This is a genomic window from Veillonella sp. LMAG:90 (assembly GCF_008679445.1).
Taxonomy (GTDB): Bacteria; Bacillota; Negativicutes; order Veillonellales; family Veillonellaceae; genus Veillonella_A.
Genome location: NZ_NAND01000001.1, coordinates 63,663 through 82,406, shown reverse-complemented (window position 1 = coordinate 82,406; position 18,744 = coordinate 63,663). Strand labels below are relative to the sequence as shown.

General features: G+C 42.1%; 15 protein-coding genes. 9 read left to right on the top strand and 6 right to left on the bottom strand.

The features are described from left to right. Positions 1-431 precede the first annotated feature (431 nt). The 3 genes from CCC71_RS00335 to CCC71_RS00325 form a co-directional block, all read right to left on the bottom strand. A complete protein-coding gene (locus CCC71_RS00335; protein WP_295250013.1) occupies positions 432-1,946 on the bottom strand; it encodes an S-layer homology domain-containing protein in 1,515 nt (504 codons plus the stop codon). Between the two features lie 62 nt (positions 1,947-2,008). Next, the gene (locus CCC71_RS00330) at positions 2,009-3,727 is read right to left on the bottom strand and encodes an ArnT family glycosyltransferase (RefSeq protein ID WP_021841968.1); all 1,719 of its coding nucleotides are present in this window, start codon (positions 3,725-3,727) and stop codon (positions 2,009-2,011) included. 17 nt (positions 3,728-3,744) lie between these two features. Beyond that, positions 3,745-5,226, bottom strand: a complete 1,482-nt coding sequence (locus CCC71_RS00325; protein ID WP_156705265.1) for an S-layer homology domain-containing protein — start codon at positions 5,224-5,226, stop codon at positions 3,745-3,747. A 435-nt stretch (positions 5,227-5,661) separates the two neighbouring features. Here CCC71_RS00325 and CCC71_RS00320 point away from each other — a divergent pair, with 435 nt between their 5' ends. The 5 genes from CCC71_RS00320 to CCC71_RS00300 all read left to right on the top strand — a co-directional run bounded on the left by CCC71_RS00320 (position 5,662) and on the right by CCC71_RS00300 (position 12,101). Further along, the gene (locus CCC71_RS00320; RefSeq protein ID WP_127058967.1) at positions 5,662-6,399 is read left to right on the top strand and encodes a (Fe-S)-binding protein; all 738 of its coding nucleotides are present in this window, start codon (positions 5,662-5,664) and stop codon (positions 6,397-6,399) included. 19 nt (positions 6,400-6,418) lie between these two features. Further along, on the top strand, positions 6,419-7,855 hold the full coding sequence (locus tag CCC71_RS00315) for a LutB/LldF family L-lactate oxidation iron-sulfur protein (protein ID WP_247240005.1): 1,437 nt from the start codon (positions 6,419-6,421) through the stop codon (positions 7,853-7,855). Positions 7,856-7,867: 12 nt separating this feature from the next. Then, a complete protein-coding gene (locus CCC71_RS00310) occupies positions 7,868-8,578 on the top strand; it encodes a LutC/YkgG family protein (RefSeq protein ID WP_021841972.1) in 711 nt (236 codons plus the stop codon). 297 nt (positions 8,579-8,875) lie between these two features. Beyond that, positions 8,876-10,306: a cation:dicarboxylate symporter family transporter gene (locus CCC71_RS00305; RefSeq protein WP_021841973.1), complete on the top strand. Its 1,431-nt coding sequence runs from the start codon at positions 8,876-8,878 to the stop codon at positions 10,304-10,306. Between the two features lie 187 nt (positions 10,307-10,493). Continuing rightward, entirely contained in the window at positions 10,494-12,101 is a 1,608-nt protein-coding gene (locus CCC71_RS00300) for an IS1182 family transposase (protein WP_156704349.1), read from the top strand. A gap of 195 nt (positions 12,102-12,296) precedes the next feature. Here CCC71_RS00300 and CCC71_RS00295 read toward each other — a convergent pair whose 3' ends face one another. Next, a complete protein-coding gene (locus CCC71_RS00295) occupies positions 12,297-13,226 on the bottom strand; it encodes an arginase family protein (protein WP_021841755.1) in 930 nt (309 codons plus the stop codon). 122 nt (positions 13,227-13,348) lie between these two features. Here CCC71_RS00295 and CCC71_RS00290 point away from each other — a divergent pair, with 122 nt between their 5' ends. The 3 genes from CCC71_RS00290 (at position 13,349) to CCC71_RS00280 (ending at position 15,499) form a co-directional block, all read left to right on the top strand. After that, positions 13,349-14,026 carry a Crp/Fnr family transcriptional regulator gene (locus CCC71_RS00290; RefSeq protein ID WP_021841756.1) on the top strand — a complete coding sequence of 226 codons (678 nt, stop codon included), beginning with the start codon at positions 13,349-13,351 and terminating at the stop codon, positions 14,024-14,026. Between the two features lie 165 nt (positions 14,027-14,191). Continuing rightward, positions 14,192-14,842 (top strand): hypothetical protein, encoded by a 651-nt coding sequence (locus CCC71_RS00285; RefSeq protein ID WP_296332600.1) that lies wholly within the window; start codon positions 14,192-14,194, stop codon positions 14,840-14,842. Between the two features lie 12 nt (positions 14,843-14,854). After that, positions 14,855-15,499, top strand: coding sequence for a hypothetical protein (locus tag CCC71_RS00280; protein ID WP_021841758.1), 645 nt, complete (start codon positions 14,855-14,857; stop codon positions 15,497-15,499). A 365-nt stretch (positions 15,500-15,864) separates the two neighbouring features. Here the strand turns inward: CCC71_RS00280 and CCC71_RS00275 are convergent, their stop codons facing one another. Next, positions 15,865-16,632, bottom strand: coding sequence for an ABC transporter permease (locus CCC71_RS00275; RefSeq protein WP_021841759.1), 768 nt, complete (start codon positions 16,630-16,632; stop codon positions 15,865-15,867). Positions 16,633-16,664: 32 nt separating this feature from the next. Next, positions 16,665-17,294, bottom strand: a complete 630-nt coding sequence (locus CCC71_RS00270) for an ABC transporter ATP-binding protein (RefSeq protein WP_021841760.1) — start codon at positions 17,292-17,294, stop codon at positions 16,665-16,667. Positions 17,295-17,900: 606 nt separating this feature from the next. Between CCC71_RS00270 and CCC71_RS00265 the strand changes: the two genes are divergently transcribed. After that, entirely contained in the window at positions 17,901-18,743 is an 843-nt protein-coding gene (locus CCC71_RS00265) for a nitroreductase family protein (protein ID WP_226974569.1), read from the top strand. The last annotated feature ends 1 nt before the right edge of the window (position 18,744 follow it).

Sequence of the window (18,744 nt, the reverse complement as noted above, 5' to 3'; positions counted from 1 at the left end):
CGAAGGTGGCGAGTTAAGTGTTTTGGCGGTGAAAAAAGATTGGCTCGAATAGCTTTAATTGAAGCTATGTTATTTAAGCGAGTGAGGCTGGTGCAGAGGCTCTATGAAATTAAAAAGAAGGTTTACGTTATTGGCATTTATGGCGTTGGTGATATTTGAGCGAGATAACATATAATAATAGGCACTGTGATATAAACAATGAAAAAGAAGACCTACTCCAAAGGGGTCCCCTTGGTGTGAAACAGCGGGGAAGGGAGTAGGTCTTCTTTTTCATGTTAGTAATGTGTTTTATTGATTAATTCTCGCTCAAATAGGAGAGCGGATATTGGAAAGCGTAAACCTTCTTTTTATTAAAGGGTTTATTTAGCTCACTCGCTTAAATATAGTCGTTTTATTAGCTCGTCGAGCCAATCATTTTTCGAGCAGTACACTTAGTTTGCTTCTTCGGCAACCGTTATCGTTACTTTGGAGCCGAATTTTTTTGCCATCGCTTTATTACTTTCTGTGTTTAATTGGTCAACCACCAAAATTAACCCCGACGCATTTTTATTTGGTGCGGCGGATAATATGGAGCCGGTTGGTTCCTGCTGATTATAGTAGTAAGCGGCTTCGGTTTGTAGTTTTCCCAGTTCAATTTCGTTCATGACGCCTGTTGTTACTAGGGTATTGCTACGCAAATCGCTATCTTTAGAAAACGCAAGAGCGGCGCCTAATTTTTGGACATCATTTTCGTTTTTTAAGGCAGCTACCAATTTATTGTCCTGCCAATACATGGCACCATGGGTGCGGAATACATACTCTTTACCGAATGTGTGGTTAATTAAATTGAGCATTTTATTCTCTACCTGTTGGTGTAAGATTTTTTCGCGTAAGGCCACGGCAGCACTACTGTTTGTAACGCGATACATAATTTCCGTTGCCTCGGCACGGGTAATGTATTTTTCAGGACTAAATAACAAGCGCGGTTGGTAATGAAGGAAACCTAAAGCAGCCAGTTCCCGTACGGCCGATTGAGCCCAAGGGGCGATGAACTTCTGGTCAGTATAATGAACAGCCTCCATGGCGGCTTGGTCATCGGTGTTGTAGCCCAGATAGTGAATGTAATTATCTGCTACTACGGCGAATTCTTGACGGGACATGAATTGTTCCGGGCGATAGGTGTTATCACCGTAACCGCTGATAATATTCAGTTGAGCCACCCGTTCAATGGCATTGGCCGACCAACGGTCGGAGGTAATGTCTTTGAAGGAGCTGGACAGCATGACGGACGACTCACCGGAAATTAAGTTGCTAAAAAGTGAGGCCACTTCTTCGCGACTAATCGGTTTTTCCGGACGGAAGGTATTGTCGCTGTAGCCGGAAATTAATTGTTGGTTTGTCATAACCGCAATGGCTTTGGCAGCCCAGTAATCGGCAGGAATGTCTACAAAAGTATATTTGCGAGCGTCTTCAAAAACACGGGAGGAGTTTGTGGCGATGCTAAAGGTAAAAGGCTTATAAGTGCCGTTCTCTAAGGTGTTGTCGGTTGAAGAGTTTTTTTCGGCACTTTTTTTGGTGTTAGCTGTGTCAGCGCCTTTTTTAGCCGTTTCCGAAATAGCGTCTGTTTTCGCGTCTATGGTTTTGACGCTTTTATCAGCCACTGTCGTTTCGGCGTTTTTTTCTGTTACGGCATTTTTTTCAGTTACGGCATTTTTTTCAGTTACGGCGGCTTTAGCGGCTTCACCTACGGCTTGAGCCGTATTGTTAGTGGTGTAATATTTTAACACCAAAGGGCTAAAGGTTGTTTCGTTGCCTGTCGATTCTTTGACAACACGAACGGGGGTATAATCGTCACTTACGGCGTCGTCAGGGCCGGTTACCGTTACGGTGTCGGCCTGAGCCACTGCGCCGGTGAGCACGAGGGCACAAAGTACGGCGAGGGACTTTGTGGTAAAAAATTTAGACATGGTACTCCTCCAAAATTGGGTTTTGTAAATCGTTTGTAACTATTGTGCTTTCGGTTTGAAAACTATTGTGCTTTCGGTTTGAAAACTATAATATTTTCCACCTGATAGAATTCAGTCGTATGCTGACTAAGTGAAGTTTTTAAGAAATCATCTTTATATTTCTTCGGCACAAAGATAAAGTAATCCCTTTGACCTTGAATGGCTTTTTCAGTATCTGCTTCAGACAATACAGGCATTACATTTTTGCCCTTATCCCAGATGGTTTCCGCGTCCGGGTCCGGTATGATTTGCGTTACCGAATGGCCCGTGTAATACACGAGGGATGTGCGATAATCGCGATAGTAGTACATCTGCGTAGTTGGCCGTAAGGCTAAGGTATCAGCCAGTTTTTCAGTAGAAGCATCATCTACGATTGGCGGTAAAGCACAGAGTAATAATACATAGAGAATGCTGGTACTTATGGCGACGGCTTTTATACTTCGGCAGATATGTGGTCTGATAAGAGCATATAAAAGGGGCAAGACACAGAGCACGGCCCCGATACTTAAAGCGATGCTAAGTTGTGACGAATCCACATCCGGTTGGGTGCGGCTGCCAAGCCAAACACCGATGATGGCGATAGCCACTAAGAGAAAGGCCGGTAATAGGACAAGCAGGTTTTTGCTATACGATTTTGTTTGCTGCGGGAGCCAACAGAAATCGCTGTCCGGTGCCATGGCGATAACTTTAACTTCGCGAGGCGGGATATTTCGCAAAAGATGGCCTTTTAAACGAATATAGCCTTGCGCGGTCAAGATGATAAACGGAATGATACACAAGAATGTGTAGGTAATATACTTGGTGGCCATGAGGTTATAAAAAATAAATACGCCGAGCCCCCAAGTTAAGAGATATTTGAACCAAGAATTGCGTTCACCATAGATGAGTTCGTAAATAGTGAGGCCTGTCCATGGCAATAAGGATACGGGCCAAAGCACAAAGTACATAAACCACCAGTTTTGCTCCGGATGTTCCGGTATTGTGGCACGAACTACATTATGGAGGCCCAAGAACTCTTCGATGAAGGCCATGCCGTGGTAGCTGTACATCAGGATGTACCAAGGCAAGGCGACTAACGCAAAGGCGAGCAGGCCCAATGGGTGGAACAAGCGCTGCCACGTGAGTGTATCACGCTGGAAAAGAGCGACATAGGCTATAAGGATAAGGCCGGGCAGGATGAGGCCGACCGGTCCTTTTGTCAAAACGGCAAGCCCCGCCGAGGCGTAGGCCAGCATCATATGGCGTGTTACATGTCGGCCGCGCAGACCTAAATAAGCAAAGTAGAGAATTCCTTGGGTAAATAGGAATAAATAACCATCCGTCAAAATAGCATGACTGATATACCAAAATTCTAACGAAGTGCCCAGCATAATGGCACACCATAAAGCTAAATCACGACGCTTAGCGATGAGGCGCATGCCATAATACATAAACATGCCGTTCAGGGCGGCACAAAGGATGAACGGCAGGCGCGCCGCAAAATCCGATATGCCGAATAGGCTGAAGGATGTCATTAAGAGCCAATAGGTGAAAATCGGTTTGTCATACCAGTACTGATCGTAAATCATGGGAGACAGATAGCTTTGATGTTGCAGCATATTGACGGCACTTAAGGCATAATTGGATTCTACCGTGTCGGTTATGGGAAAGTTCCAGGCGAAGAGCCCGTAGGCGAATAAGAGCCAGATTCCGATGGCGGCCAGGTAGAGATAATCTCGGCGCGTGAAAGGTGTTGCAAACATGGCTGAAGACTCCTTAATTAATTCTTAGCAGTATCAGTAGTGGAGTCGGCATTGTCGGTAACCAAGAAAACGTGAACCTTGTTGCCGAACGCATTACGGATGGAATCATTCATATAATCGAAACCTTTGTCGACACGGACAATAAGCTGATTGTGAGCTACGCTTGGATAAGCACCCAAGATAGTGCCGGCCGGCTGTTTTTGAGCGTAGAACGTGCGGAAGTTGTTTTCAATACGGTCATATTCAGCCTGGCTGTATTGGGTTGTTTCTAAATGAACACGATTAGCCAATGTTTCGTTGGCCGGTTTATCTTTGTCGTTTTTAGCTAAAATGTCTTCGAATTGAGCAAGATCGTCATCGCTCTTGAAGGCTACATGTAGCACATCATTTTGCCAATACATTACGCCGTAGTTCTGGAAATTGCCCGGTGTTTTGTAGAGGTTGTTTAATTTTTTGAAAACTTTATTTTCTAGATCAGACTGCGCTTCTAATTCGCTGGTCTTTTTAGCGGTTACATTACCGGTAGTAGGATTTTTGGTAGTTGTAGCGGCTGTTTTGTCGCCGGTTGCACTGTTGGTAGCCTTAGCAGTGGTATCGCTCGCTTTAGTGCTTGTTGCCGGGGCTACGGTCATACCTTTTTCGATGCGGAATAACATGGCAACTGCTTCGGCACGGGTGATGTCTTCAGTTGGACGGAAGTAATTGTCGTCACCGCCGGAAGCGATGATGCCGCGGCTGGCCAAAGTGGTAACGGAGGATCTATAATCGCTGTCGATTTTCTTTTCATCCGGGAAGTTCACTTCGTCAGGTGCTACCACGATATTTGGTTTATACTCTTTAGCTTTCGTTTTGCTTTTAATGGAAGCCACGGTAAGTTCGTCTTTGTAAGCTAAATATTCAGCGGCGGTTTGAGCAAACTCTTCACGCGTTAACGTTTCCTGATTTTTGAACGGTGCGAGCAACTCCTCGCCGGTCACATCTTTAACAGTGGTGGTGTTTTTAGTGTTCTTTTTGTTTTGGCTGCTTTTGGCTGCTTTGGCAGCTTGCTGTGCTTTGTCATACGCAATGAGCTTGTTGTAAAGAGCGGCAGCATCGGCAGTTTTTAAAGCGTCATCCGGTTTGAATTCACCTTGACCGTTGCCGGATAAGATACCATCCTCAAGCATCACGTTGATTGGTATGGCAGCCCAATGATTTTTTACATCTTTAAAACCTTTGGCATCTTCCTCGGCAGCACGGGCAGCCGCTTTTTCGTTCATCGATTCGACTAATTGCGCCTTTTCTTTGTCCGCTTCGGTTAACTCTTTAGTTTGAACGGTCGAAGTAGCGGCAGTTGTTACAGTGTCAATGGAATCGCTATCCGTAGCGGTTGTTGTTACGGCAGCCGTTGTGGCGGTAGACGCCGTAGTGTTGTCCGCATCGGCGGCGAAGCCGGTGTAGGTAGTTGTTGTTAAAAGTGTAGCCACGAGAACGGCTAAACGTAAAGAACGTGATGTCATAAATGAGACCCCTTTCTGTTACAGGTTGTTAAAATAACGGTTTTCACCTTGATAAAGTATGCACTTTATTATTGATTTTACAAATACTAAAAAATAATATCCTTAATACATTGATTATATCACGAACCACGGGGGCTTTAAAGAGATAAAGGGGCGGTTTAGCGGTAATGAGATTCACTATTCAAATAATTACGTTCTGTATACAAATTTTTTACTAAATCCTATTTCAAGCATTCGTAAAACGCATATGACATAGGGCGTTTGCCAATATCGCAATTCTTTGGACATTATATTTGTTATTCTATATAATAATAGTGATGATTTCCGTGCGAATATACAATATAGACCGTTTAATGTTGAAAAAAATGGGAAGTATACGCAAGTGTGGGTAATCTAGTAAGTGTAAGTACGTAGGAAAGTTGAGGATGTGAGGAAATGAAAATTCATTTATTTTCACAATGTTTGATTGACATGTTTTATCCCCACGTGGGGATGGCCGGCGTACAGGTATTAGAACGTTTAGGCTGTGATATCACAGTACCTAAAAAGCAAGTATGCTGCGGACAGATGTTCGTGAACTCCGGGTATAATGATGCGGCTAAAGGGGCTATCAAGAATACAATTGAAGTCTTCGAAAACGCAGAATATATCGTGAGTATGTCCGGTTCTTGTGCCTTTGCCATTCGTGACGAATACCGTCATATTTTGGCCGACGAACCTGAATGGATGGCTCGTGCCGCCAAAGTCAGTGAACGCATTTATGAATTCACCGAATTTATCGTGAATGTATTAGGCGTAACTGACGTAGGTGCAACATTTAACGACAAAGTTACGTACCACAAATCTTGTCACGTAACACGTCTCATGGGTATCAAGGAACCACCTATGAAATTATTGGAAAATATTAAAGGTCTAGAATATTTGCCAATGAATCGCGCGGAAGGCTGCTGTGGTTTCGGCGGTACGTTTACGGTTAAACAGCCTGAGATTTCTGCTGTTATGACTCGCGAAAAAGCAATGAATATTTACAACTCCGGCGCTAATGTAGTAGCCGGTGGTGACCAAGCTTGTCTTATGAATATTGAAGGTATGCTTGATCGTCTTTATAAAGACGGCGAAATCGATCGTCGCATCAAAGTAATGCACATTGCGGAATTATTGAATTCCCGCTAGTCGTTAGGAGGAACTGAACATGGCTATTTTATACGATGAACGCCCGTTTAAAAAACGTGTTGAGGATGTTCTTGCCAATGACTTTAAGGTAAAGGCCATCCAAAAAGCGCAAGATGTATTCTATGCAAAACGTAAAGCGTTGGTTGATCAAGTACCTGAATGGGAAGATTTCCGTGAAGAAGCGGCTGAACTTCGTGATCATGTATTAAGCAACCTCGACTATTATTTAAACCAATTTGCTGAAAACGCTACTAAAGCCGGTGCCAAAGTGCACTTTGCTCATACAGCTGAAGAAGCAAATGAATATGTAATGGAAGTAGTTCGTGCCAAGAACGCCAAAATGGTCGTAAAAGGCAAAACTATGGTGTCCGAAGAAATCAGCCTTAACGAAGCATTGATGAAAGAAGGCGTGGAAGTTAACGAAACTGACTTGGCCGAATTCATTTTGCAGACAGCTGACTGGAACCCACCTTCCCATATCGTAGTACCTGCGTTGCACTTTGCTCGTGGTCGTATTCGTGAAATGTTCCACGACAAACTCGGTTATGAAGGTACGGAAGATCCGGAAGAAATGACACGTTTCGTACGTAAACGTATTCGCGATCGTTTCTTGCGCGCCGATATCGGCTTCACCGGCTGTAACTTTGCCGTAGCTGAAACCGGTACTATTACTATCGTATCCAATGAAGGTAACGGTCGTATGAGTAGCTCCATGCCTAAGACTATGATTTGTCTCATGGGTATGGAACGTCTTGTACCTGACTTTGCCGGTCTTGACATTATGATGGAACTCTTAATTCGCTCCTCTGTAGGCGCTAAGATTTCAAACTACTTCTCCATGATTACCGGTCCTGCCAAACCAGGTGAAGCCGACGGTCCTGAAGAACTTCACATCATTATCATCGATAATGGTCGTTCCAATATTTTGGGCGGCGAATTCAACTCCATGCTTCGTTGTATCCGTTGCGGTGCTTGTATGAACATCTGTCCGGTATATCGTCATATCACCGGTCATGCGTACGGCTCCATCTATCCGGGTCCAATGGGTGCGGTATTGACTCCATTATTGGTTGGTTATGAAAAAGCGGGCGATTTGCCATACGCTTCCACTTTGTGCGGCGAATGCTGGGAACATTGTCCGGTTAAGATTCCACTCCATGAATTACTTTTGAAACATCGCGTTAACATTGCCGACAAAGCGCATCTTCGTCCGGCAGCAGAAGAAGCTATTTTCAAAACAGTGGCTACTGTATTCAGTAATTCCTTCCTCTTCGATTATGGTACTAAGTTAGGTGCCATCGGCATGAAACTCATGAGTAAGAACGGTAACATGGCCGATTGGACTAAATTATTGCCGGTAGTAGGCGGCTGGATGAAAGCGAAAGAAATGGGTACATTGAAACTCAAGAAATTCCGCGATGTATATGCTGAATATGAAGCTAGCAAACGTAAGTAAGGAGACAAGACAATGGATGATGTAAAACGTAAAGCATTTTTTAGCCGTATTTCTCATGCGTTGGGTCGTAAAGAGATTCCTACTTTCGTAGCACCGTATCCTTATGAAAAAGGACCTCAAGAGGCAATGTACTCCGACCTTTCCCACGAACAAGTTGTAGACATGTTCAAAGTGGAATGTGAAAAAGTAGGTACTAAATTTGTAACTACTGATGAAGCGCATGTAGTCGAAACAATCTTAAAAGAAATTGAAGAACGCGGCGGCGGTAAAGTAATTTATCCTTGCTGTGAAGAAGCTGAAAAATTCCAATTAAAAGAAAACTTTGATAAGGTAGATAAAGAAGGTACCACCTTCTATCAATGGAATCCATCCGCCGGTCGTCAAGCTAATATTGACGAAGCCAAAGTGGCTGAAATCGGTATTACTTTCCCAATCTTAGGGATTGCCGAAACAGCAACGGTTATTCAACCAAGCTTTGAAGCCAGCGGCCGTTCCATCGGTTTGTTGCCACTTTGTCACATTGCGGTTATCCGTACTTCTGACATTGTGCCTCGCATGACGCAGTCTATGCGTGCTCTTACCAAAGTATATAAAGAAAATCCTGAAGGGTTCCCATCCAATGTGGTTCACATTTCAGGTCCTTCCAACACAGCCGATATCGAATTGGTTCGTGTAGTAGGGGTTCATGGTCCTATCAATGTAACGTTTATTCTCGTTGACTAGGTAAGGAAATGTCCGACGCCGTAAGCACAAATTGTGCCCTATGACGTCGGACTTTTTTATAGGAGATTTTCGTCAAAAGATTTTACAAAATTTAGGGTTAGTGAATGTACTGATAAAGATAGCTGTACGAAAGCTGTTTCGACCTGCTGTTGCGCGGATATTGTATCAATGTAAATCGACTAATTTATATATCGAAATATTTTGAAAATAATCCCTGTGAAATAGTAGGAATTTAAAAGAACTTATGCTATAATATCATCGTCACATTCACAATTGAATACAGTAAGGAGGGAAAAAGTGGATATTCCATTTTTCCAAGAGTTTTTAATGGTTAGCAATCCGATTACCATCGGTATTCTAATCTTGTTTGTAGCGATGTTGGGGTTTGTTTACTACTTACAACGTCGTCAAACAGCCTTTGGTAACCTTGTTATCATCGGTACCTTATTAGGCGCCGTTTTGGGCTTCGTGGTGCAATTCATTGCACAGTTCCCGGACGATCCTATGAAAGTTGTGTACATTAAAGAAAGTACCAAATGGTTCTCCTTAATTGGTGGCGGGTTCATTGATTTAATCCGTATGCTCGTTATTCCATTGGTATTTATTTCCATCATTCACGTAATTTTGCACATGGAACGCGGCGCTGATTTGAAAAAATTAGTTAGCTCTACCGCTTTCGTAGCCTTAGTAATGGTAGCTATTGCTGCTGTTGTAGGTCTTGTGCTTGGTTCCGTAACTCATTTGGGTGAAGGTATTGCCGCCGGCGGTGCACCTGCCAAGATGCGTGAAGTAAAACCTGTAGTAGATACTTTGCGTGCCTTGATTCCGAATAACCCAATCAGCGCTATGGCGGAAACTAACGTTATCGCCGTTGTAGTATTTGGCGTTATCATTGGCGGTATTGCTCGTTTGATTAAACAAACAGGCACCGACAAACTCGAATTGGTTACTAAATTATTTGATGAATTGCACCTCATTATTTCTTGGGTGGCAGATTTCATCATCGGCCTTATGCCTTACGGCGTATTGGGCTTGTTAGCAACAACTTTGGCTCAAAAAGGCTTCCAGGCTATTGCCGATATGGGTCTTTTCATCGTATTGATTTACGTTGGTGTAGTAATTATGTTAATTGTACAGGCTGTACTTTTAACAATCTTCGGCGTAAGCCCAATTATGTACTTCCGTAAAGCAAGAGCTCCATTGTTCTTGGCTTTCACATCCCGTTCCAGTATGGGTGTATTACCGTTAACGGTAGATACCTTGACTAAACGTTTAGGCGTTAACGCGGCTACTGCTAATACAGTAGGCAGCTTCGGTACTACTGCAGGCATGCAGGGTTGTGCCGGCGTGTTCCCGGCTTTGTGTATCGTATACATTGCGAACGTTGCCGGTGTACCACTCGATATGACCATGTATGTTATGAGTGTTATCGTAATCGCTTTAGGTTCCATCGGTATTGCCGGTGTGCCTGGTACAGCTACTATGGCTGCATCCGTATCTTTGTCCGGTACTGGTCTTGGCGCGTTCTTCAGCTCCATTTCTCCGGTATTGGCTATTGACCCAATCATCGATATGGGTCGCACCATGCTTAACGTAAGTGGTTCCATGACCAATGCCATTGTGGTAGATAAACTTATGGGCACTTTCGACCAGGAAGCATTCAACGATACGTCCACAATCGACCGTCCGGTAAGCAATAAAACCGGTGGCGACACAGAAGTTGCTTAAGCAAAATAAGTAAATTGTAACATCAAGAAAATGTTATAAGCATACAAAGAAAGGGGCTGTAACGAAATACACCCCTAAAAACAAGAATGCGGTTTGAAGATACGAAAGTGTCTTCAAGCCGCATTCTTGCTATATTTGTATAAGAAAAAAGGCCCCGAAGGGCCTTCTTTGTTGGTATAATTAATTTATGAACAGAAACCATATCCAACAAGGCAATTATACTAAACTTTCTGGCTTTCGCCAAGTAGTTTTATCATTGGATTATGGCTTTCAGATCGGACCAAAAGAACCGGTGAGATTACTGGATGCTGTATTGGAGGAACTGGACTATACAAGGTTGCAGCATTTATATTCTTCAAAAGGAAGAAAATCTTTAGTACCTCCCCATCTTTTGTTTAAAGTCTATGTGTTAGCTATGACCGAAGGCATTGTATCTGTTCGCAAAATTGCTGAGCAATGCACTAAAAATATCCATTACATGTGGCTCTTACAGGGCTATCCGACTCCGTCTCATATGGTATTTCATCGATTCTTTCAACGCTTAACTGTTGATGTACTTAGAGATTTGTTATCTCAATTTATTCAAGCATTAAGTGAATTTGACAGCTTAGATTTTTCTGAAGTATTCATCGACGGAACTAAATGGGAAGCCTATGCAAATAAATACACCTTTGTGTGGAAAAAGGCAATTCTTAAGCACTATGCTAAGTTACCGGATAAATTGTTAGTTCTTCAATATGAAATACAAAATCTTTTGGACATAGACGTCTCAGATATGACTGAAGATGAACTATTGGTTTTGCTGGAGCAATCCATACGCGAAAAGCAAATTGAGTTTGTACACGGTACCGGTAAACGAAAACATCCATTGCAAAGAGCTTTTGAATCCTGTTTAGCCTTGCGTGACAAGCGAAATGAATATGATGAAAAGTTAGCTATTCTAGGCTCTCGCAACAGTTACTCTAAAACTGATCATGATGCTACGTTTATGCGACTAAAAGAAGATCATATGTTAAACGGCCAATTAAAACCGGCCTACAATGTTCAACTAGCTGTTCATAGTGAATATATTATGGGCGTTGGCGTATTTCCAAATCCTACAGATACGAACACCTTAATTCCATTTATGCAACAATTAGAAGGACAATACAAACAACACTTTCAATATGTGGTAGCTGATGCCGGTTATGACAGCAACGAAAATCTGGCATGGTTATGGGCTCATGATTACAAAACTTGTATTAAACCAAGTACATATGAATTGAGTAAAACGAAAAAGTATAAGAAAGATATTGGTCGAGCGGATAACATGGTATATGATGAGGCGACCGATACATTTACTTGTGCCAAAGGCCGTACATTACGATTCCAATACATACGCAGAAACAAAAGTAAGACCGGTTTCATTAAGCAAAACCGAGTATACCGGTGTGAAAACTGCAATTATTGTGGCTTACGTAAGGAATGCCAAAAACTTAAGTTCGGAAAACTTCCTAAGGGGAATAAGACGATATATATTGCTACTGATTACCGCGAATTATTAGCCAAAAACAAGGCTGTATTTGATAGTGACTATGGCTTACAACTTCGAGTAAACCGTTCTATTCAGGTGGAAGGTGCTTTTGGCATAACAAAAGAAGATTTTGAATACACCAGGTTCAGGCACCGAGGCAAAGTTAACGTAGAAAAAGATTTATTACTATTAGCTTTTGGATACAATTTACTGAAGCTGCATAACCGAATACAGAAGAAGCGATTAGGTCAACGGTTGTTCGAAACTAATTCTGCTGCGTAATTAAAAGCCAAAAGCTAAAGGCTTATTTAAGTGCGCTAAAAAACAAAAAAACAAGGATATTTTCAGAATTGTTGATTTTGGAAATATCCTTGTTTTAATTGAAAAGAGAGCTGTAACTGAAATGTGAGTTAAAAAACTCAATTTCGTTACAGCCCCTTTTTGCTGTGCATATTTAGTTATTTATAACAATGATTTTTACTTGAAAATATCTAGTTTTGACAGCCCGTTCCGAAGATTAATAATATCCCATGGCAAGTATTCGGCAATGGATAGACCTACGAGCTCAGAGTTTTCACTAACCGCTTGAAGAATTTGGAAAATCTTAGCCAATGTCATTTCACCAACTGCGTATTCAACCGGGCCCTGATGCGGTTTGTTGCAGAGGAGACTGCGGAAATCAGTAGGACTCAGAACATCTAAATCCAAATGAACCATGACGTGTTCAATCTTATTAGCCGTAAGCCAATCCGTAACAGGCTGGGTAGAGGTTAAATCCTGTGGTGTCAAATAGGACAAGGAATGCTCAGCAATAAAGCTTTTTTCATGCGGTAGAAGGCCGGATTCAATTAAGCCTACATAGAGGACTTGGTTCGGCCGGAACGGAGCTTTCACGGTTTTGGCAAAACTAGGGGCGCCATGACCCAATAAATTTCCTAACACCATGGCATGTTCGTGGTTGAACTCCTTCGGTGTCATGATATCGGGATGGGCATCAAGCCATAGAATCGCCGTATTATTCGGATATTGCTGGTGCAAGTAATCGAACGGTACTTGCGAAATAGAGCAGTCACCGCCGATGGTGATAATTTTGCGCGGTTGTTTAACCTTAAGAATTTCCCGAGCCGTAGTCTGTTGTTGCAGGAGAATCTTTTCGGCAAAAACGTCTTGAGCGGTTTGCTCTTCATTGGCGGCGAGAGTTGCTTTTTCATCGGCTACCGGTACATATACTTTTTCAGTATTAGGCGAAGAAGGGAGCAGTGCCGCTAAAACTTGGGCACCTATTTGATAGTTCGGGTTAGCGCCTCCTTGCCATTGGGGATAGACGAGCTGTAATGTTTTGCCGGAAGCGGAAGCTGTGCTTGCAGGCATGCTCATAGTTGGATTTGATGTAGATTGTTGGCTCATGGTGTGAAAGACCTCCTTGAAAAATGCTATAATAATGATAATAAATGCTATAATAACGGTAACAAAAAATAATGGAAATAAATGTGAAAATATAACATCAATGTTCGATTTGAGGTGAAAACATGTTAATACCACGGTATATTTTTACCAATGATTTCGTTGAATTAAAGCCTTTATTTGAGGCTCAGCCACATAAAGAAATACAACTTAAAACCGGTGATTTTTTGTGGCAACCGGACGAGCATGTTCAGTATATCAACTATATAGAGTCGGGTATTGCAAGAACTTATTTGGTACACGAATCGGGTCGGCGCAAGATTATATCCTATCATGGCTCAGGCACCATTTTCCCCGGTTTTCACGAATTGGAATTTAAAATTGAACAAACCTTGGTGACTGAAGCTATTACGCCCATGAAAATTTGGCGCTTTTCACGGGATGAATTCGGCCAATTAATGGATGCATACCCACAAATTAATAAATACATGTTAAATTCCTATGCTCGCTATATAAATCTCTTGCTTTTTGAAACAGCTCATCAGGAGTACAACTCGGGTTTTGTCAGAGTGTGTAATGTAATACTTTTGTTACACAATGCTCAAAGTGAAGTGGGCCAGGGAATATTGGTTTTTTCACAAGAAGAATTGGCAGAACTCGTCGGCATGAGCCGCGTTAATCTGACACGCCATATCGGTCGCTTGAGAGAAGAAGGTATTATCGATACGGCCCGCAGAGAAATTAAGATTTTAAACATCCAAACCTTAATGCGTTATTGTTCCGGTGAAACAAGATTAGACTGAATTAACCTCACAATTGCCTATAGATATTATATAAAATAGGCGAATAGGAATTCTGCTACAAATGATACAGAATAACTGATATAATGAAATTAAGTTTTGAAATGCACAAATGTGTATTTAGGGAGTATTTAATTTATTATTCTATTTTAGTAAGGAGTGGAGCGTATGAAGCGGTTAGTGTTCTTATGTTTAGCCTTATGCCTGTTGCTGGCGGCAGGTTGTGCTCAAGTTACTTCTGAGATTGAGGTAAAATCGGACTTTAGCGGGGAATGGAAGGCCACGATTCAATCACCGGTACCAATCAGTAAAGGGGATTTATTGAGTGCGGTGACCCAGAATTCAAACGGGCAGGCGTCGATTGATATTAGTAAAGTAGAACTTGAAGCCATCGGACCTGACGGGAAGGAATTAAAAGGGGACAGTGCAACGGTACAATCTCAAATGTGGAAATTAGAAGCGAAATTTGCCAATAAAGATGAACTGGCTAAGATGAGTGCGGCCGTTTTCGGACGTAATCCTGATGCTAAAATAAATGTAATTTATCCATATGGCGATGATCCTGATATGTACACCTTTAATTTAGGTAAGGCATCGGGTGCTACGACCATTGAAGTGGATGGCAAAATTATTAAGGAAAGCATCGGCAAGGGCATTTTGAAAAATGATGACACGGTCATCTATGCCGCAGGCGATCCTATTTATTTCCAATTTAAAAAAGATGGCAGCTCCGGTCTTCTTATCGGTGGCGCATTGGGTATTGTTGTTTTGGCAGGCATCGGCTATGTAATCTATCGTCGACGTCAGGCCACAGTATAGGGAGGGATTGTTATGAAAACGAAGCGACAGGTAACCTATATGTTGATGGCCTTGGCTATGGCTTTAATGCTTGTTCTCAGTGGTTGTGGCAGTTTGGGAAGCTCACAAGACTTTTCGGGCACATGGGGATATATAGAGACTCCGACAATGAAGGATGTTAACTATGAATACTCCAGTGATAAAATCATTCTTGTTACTTTTGAAAAAAAGACCGACCATACGTATACAGGGAATTTTAGGCAGTATCGCTATGCCCCGAAAAAGATGAACTTTTTAAATATGGATGAGTACGAGCGGGGCGACCGTTGGATGGTATTTGGCATTCCTAATGGGCCTAACAGACAAGGCTTATTGCCAAAAATGGAGCCGGAATATACGTTTAAAGAAATCGGTCATGATTTTGAACCATTTAACTTAACTGAACGGGACGGGGTGTTATACATTGATGAAAGCGGTACCGAATATACTTATGACAGCCAAAAAGATGCCCTGGTAAGCGGTAAATTTGTTATGCAACGCATTAAAGACGGCGACATGACAAACCTTAAAAACGAAGCCCAACAACACATCAGAGACTACTTCCAAAAGAAATACGTAGACACCAAGAAGTGGGATCTGGTAGACATCAAATTCACAGACGAAACATCCGGACAATAATATGCTTTTTATAGGCCTTTCCTTCCCCTAAGTTATAACTAATGCACGGAGGGCACAGGCTAATGTAAAAAGAACAAGCCTTGCACGTAAGGACTCCGAGTTAATTCCGCACAGTCTTTATAGCAATCAGACATAAATAACGTACTGAGGGAACGGCGTAACGCAAAAAAAGAAGAAGGGTATTGCTCGTAGACGACTTTGTTCTTGTAGAACCAGGAGTCCGAGAGCAATACCCTTCTTCTTTTTACTTATGAAGTCCAAAGACATTATTTATGGAAGATTGTATATGATTTTGTTGGTAAGAAATTGGAGTCCGAGAGCAATCTCCTTCTTCTTTTTACTGAGCAAGAGCCCGATGTGCTTAGTTATAACTGATACCTGTCATTCCACAAAGTGCGAGCCCCGAAGTAAAGTAGGCAAAACGACGATAAGCACACGGTGGTACAGTTGGCAACCATGATGGTAATTTGGTACAGCACGGCTTCATTCGGCATGGCACCGGCCAAAATCTGACCGGTCATCATACCGGGAAGGGCGATAATCCCCATGCCCACCATGGAGTTCATGGTCGGTAAAAAAGCCGTTTCTAAGGACTGTATCACAAATGGATGCAGTATCTTAGCCGGCGGTGTGCCGATATTTAAGAGCACCTCGATTTGCTGTTTGTGAGAATCGAGATTTTCTTTAAATGACTTTAACGCCAAAGTGGCGCCGTTCATGGTAGCACTTACGAGCATACCGCTGATCGGAATGACATATTGGGGCGTTAAAATGTCTTTGCGGATAACGACAAGCAGCATAAAGCTTGTTATACTGATACAGGTGCCGATGACGGATAAGGCAGTAATCCACTTGAATTTACGGTTAAGCCATGGATTTTTGCGAAGCGTTCGAGTCACGGCAAAGCCGACCATCAAGGACAGATAGGTTAAGACAAAAATCGGTGACGGGTTTTGGAAAATGTAGAGCAACACGTATCCGGCAATGATTAACTGCACCGTCATCTGTAAGGTGCCCAGCAAGAGAAATTTCGTCTGCGGGATTTTACAATATGTGAAAATTCCGGCAATAACGAGGAGCAATAAGTAGATGGATAAGAATCCGCCTAATTGCATGGAAATAGCTTCAGTCATAATAAAAACTCCAATCTTATGGAACCGTATGTTTATACTTCGTGACGACTTTTAAGTTCAATCAAAGCATCGCTGAATTTAGGATAGAGTGTGTCGTCATGAGAAATGACCAACGTTGTTTTGTCGTGTTTGGCCATATATTCCTTCATGCGCGTGAAGAAGGTCGTAGCTGTCGGTGAGTCGAGGGCGGCACTCGGTTCATCCCACATATAAACCTCCGCATTGAAGGAAAGCATGATGGCGTTAAAGACACGCTGCTTTTCACCGCCGGATAAACGGGCCACATCTTGTTCCGGCGTAAACGGTGCCGCCGCAATGTGAAGAAACTCCTTCATGGCTGTTTCGGTCGGTGGGGTAGAGCCGCGATATGCATGGAATTGACGGAAATTATCGGCAATAGTGCCGTCAAAGAGATACACTTGTTGATTAATCAGTAGGATTTTACGGCGCAATTCTAATGCATTGATAGTGCTGATATCTACCTTATTGTAATAGATGGTTCCTTGTGAGGGATTAATAGTGGCATTGAATAAGCGAAAAAGGGTGCTTTTGCCGGAGCCGCTGGCACCTTGAATGAAGGTCATTTTGCCTTTTTCAATGGTCATATCAGGGTATTCAATCATATTGTTAAAGACTAAGTCTTTGGTCGTTATTAAGGTCATGAGAGTACTCCTTTCCTCTTTATTCTAATTGATTTTAACAAAATTACCTAGTTAAAAAATTATAAATTTATCATTCACGGTTTAAAGTTGAGAATTCATTTCATATTTTAGTTGAAAAAGTTTAAGGTTTTATTGATGGGCGAATACGAGGCATGAGAAAACAGTCGTACAGAAAAAGGATTAAATAAGAAGAGTTTTTAATTCTGAAAACTGAATTTGAATTATGGGGTTTATTAGATGAGTTTACCCTTTTATTTTTTTGTAAATCGTGCTATGGTTATATTTTGAGATGCCGTACGATGCTTAGAAATTATCCTCAAAATTATGACTTAATGATTGAGGTACCTTACAAATCGATGGTGAACGAATTTATTCGATTTCAAAGAGCTCGATTATTAGCATTACTTAAGTATTCTCAATTTATATAATTGAAGCTATTTTTTTACGTTTTGCAAAATCTATATTTATTCAATTTGACAGAGACTATATTTATTTAACTATCCTAAAAACTCATAAATGAAATAACTTAATGAGATAAATACTTTTGTACTAGAGGGATGTACATTTAGAATTTACAGATTTGAAATTTAGGAGTATAATTTAGTCGTGATATTACGAATGGAGGGCTTTACGATGAGCTTTTCGGTGCGTACAGATGTATGTATCCAGTGTAAAATGTGTGTGGCAGAGTGCCCGACAGGATTATTGGTTATGAAAGAAAACGGTCCGGCCGCCGGTTTTGGCAGTTGTATTTCTTGTGGACATTGCGTAGCAGTTTGTCCAACAAATGCGATTGATTATACAGTAACGCCGCGCGCCGATCAAATTCCGGTTGGGGATTACCAAGTACCAAGTCCTGAAGAGGCAGAGAAGTTTATCCGCTATCGCCGATCTATTCGTACATTCCGTGATACACCGGTTTCAAAGGAGCAAATTACGAGACTCTTGAATGTGGCTCGCATGGCTCCTACCGGCTCCAATAGCCAAGGCATTTCGTATCGAGTGATTCAGAATAAGGAAACGCTGGCCGCTATCAGTGAAGCCGTGATGGACTGGATGAACGGATTGGGGAAAGAAAATAGTCGTATGCGAATTTATGCGTATAATGCAAAGCGCTATAACCGGACTGGGCGTGATTTTATTTTACATAAAGCACCTGCTTTAGTCCTGGCCATAAGCAAGGATGAATTGATTGAACGCGGCCGCGACAACGGTCATTTTGCCCTTTCTTATGCGGAATTAATGGCACCTTCCTTAGGCCTGGGAAGTTGTTGGTCCGGCTTTGTAGAATTTTGCGCACAAGTAGGCTATGAACCACTGCTGAAATTACTTAATTTACCGGCTGGGTATAGGGTTGCCGGAGCTATTATGGTGGGATATCCTAAATTTAAGTACCGCTATATGCCTGAGAGAGAATCACTGAGAGTTTTCTTTGATGAGGAGGATTAAA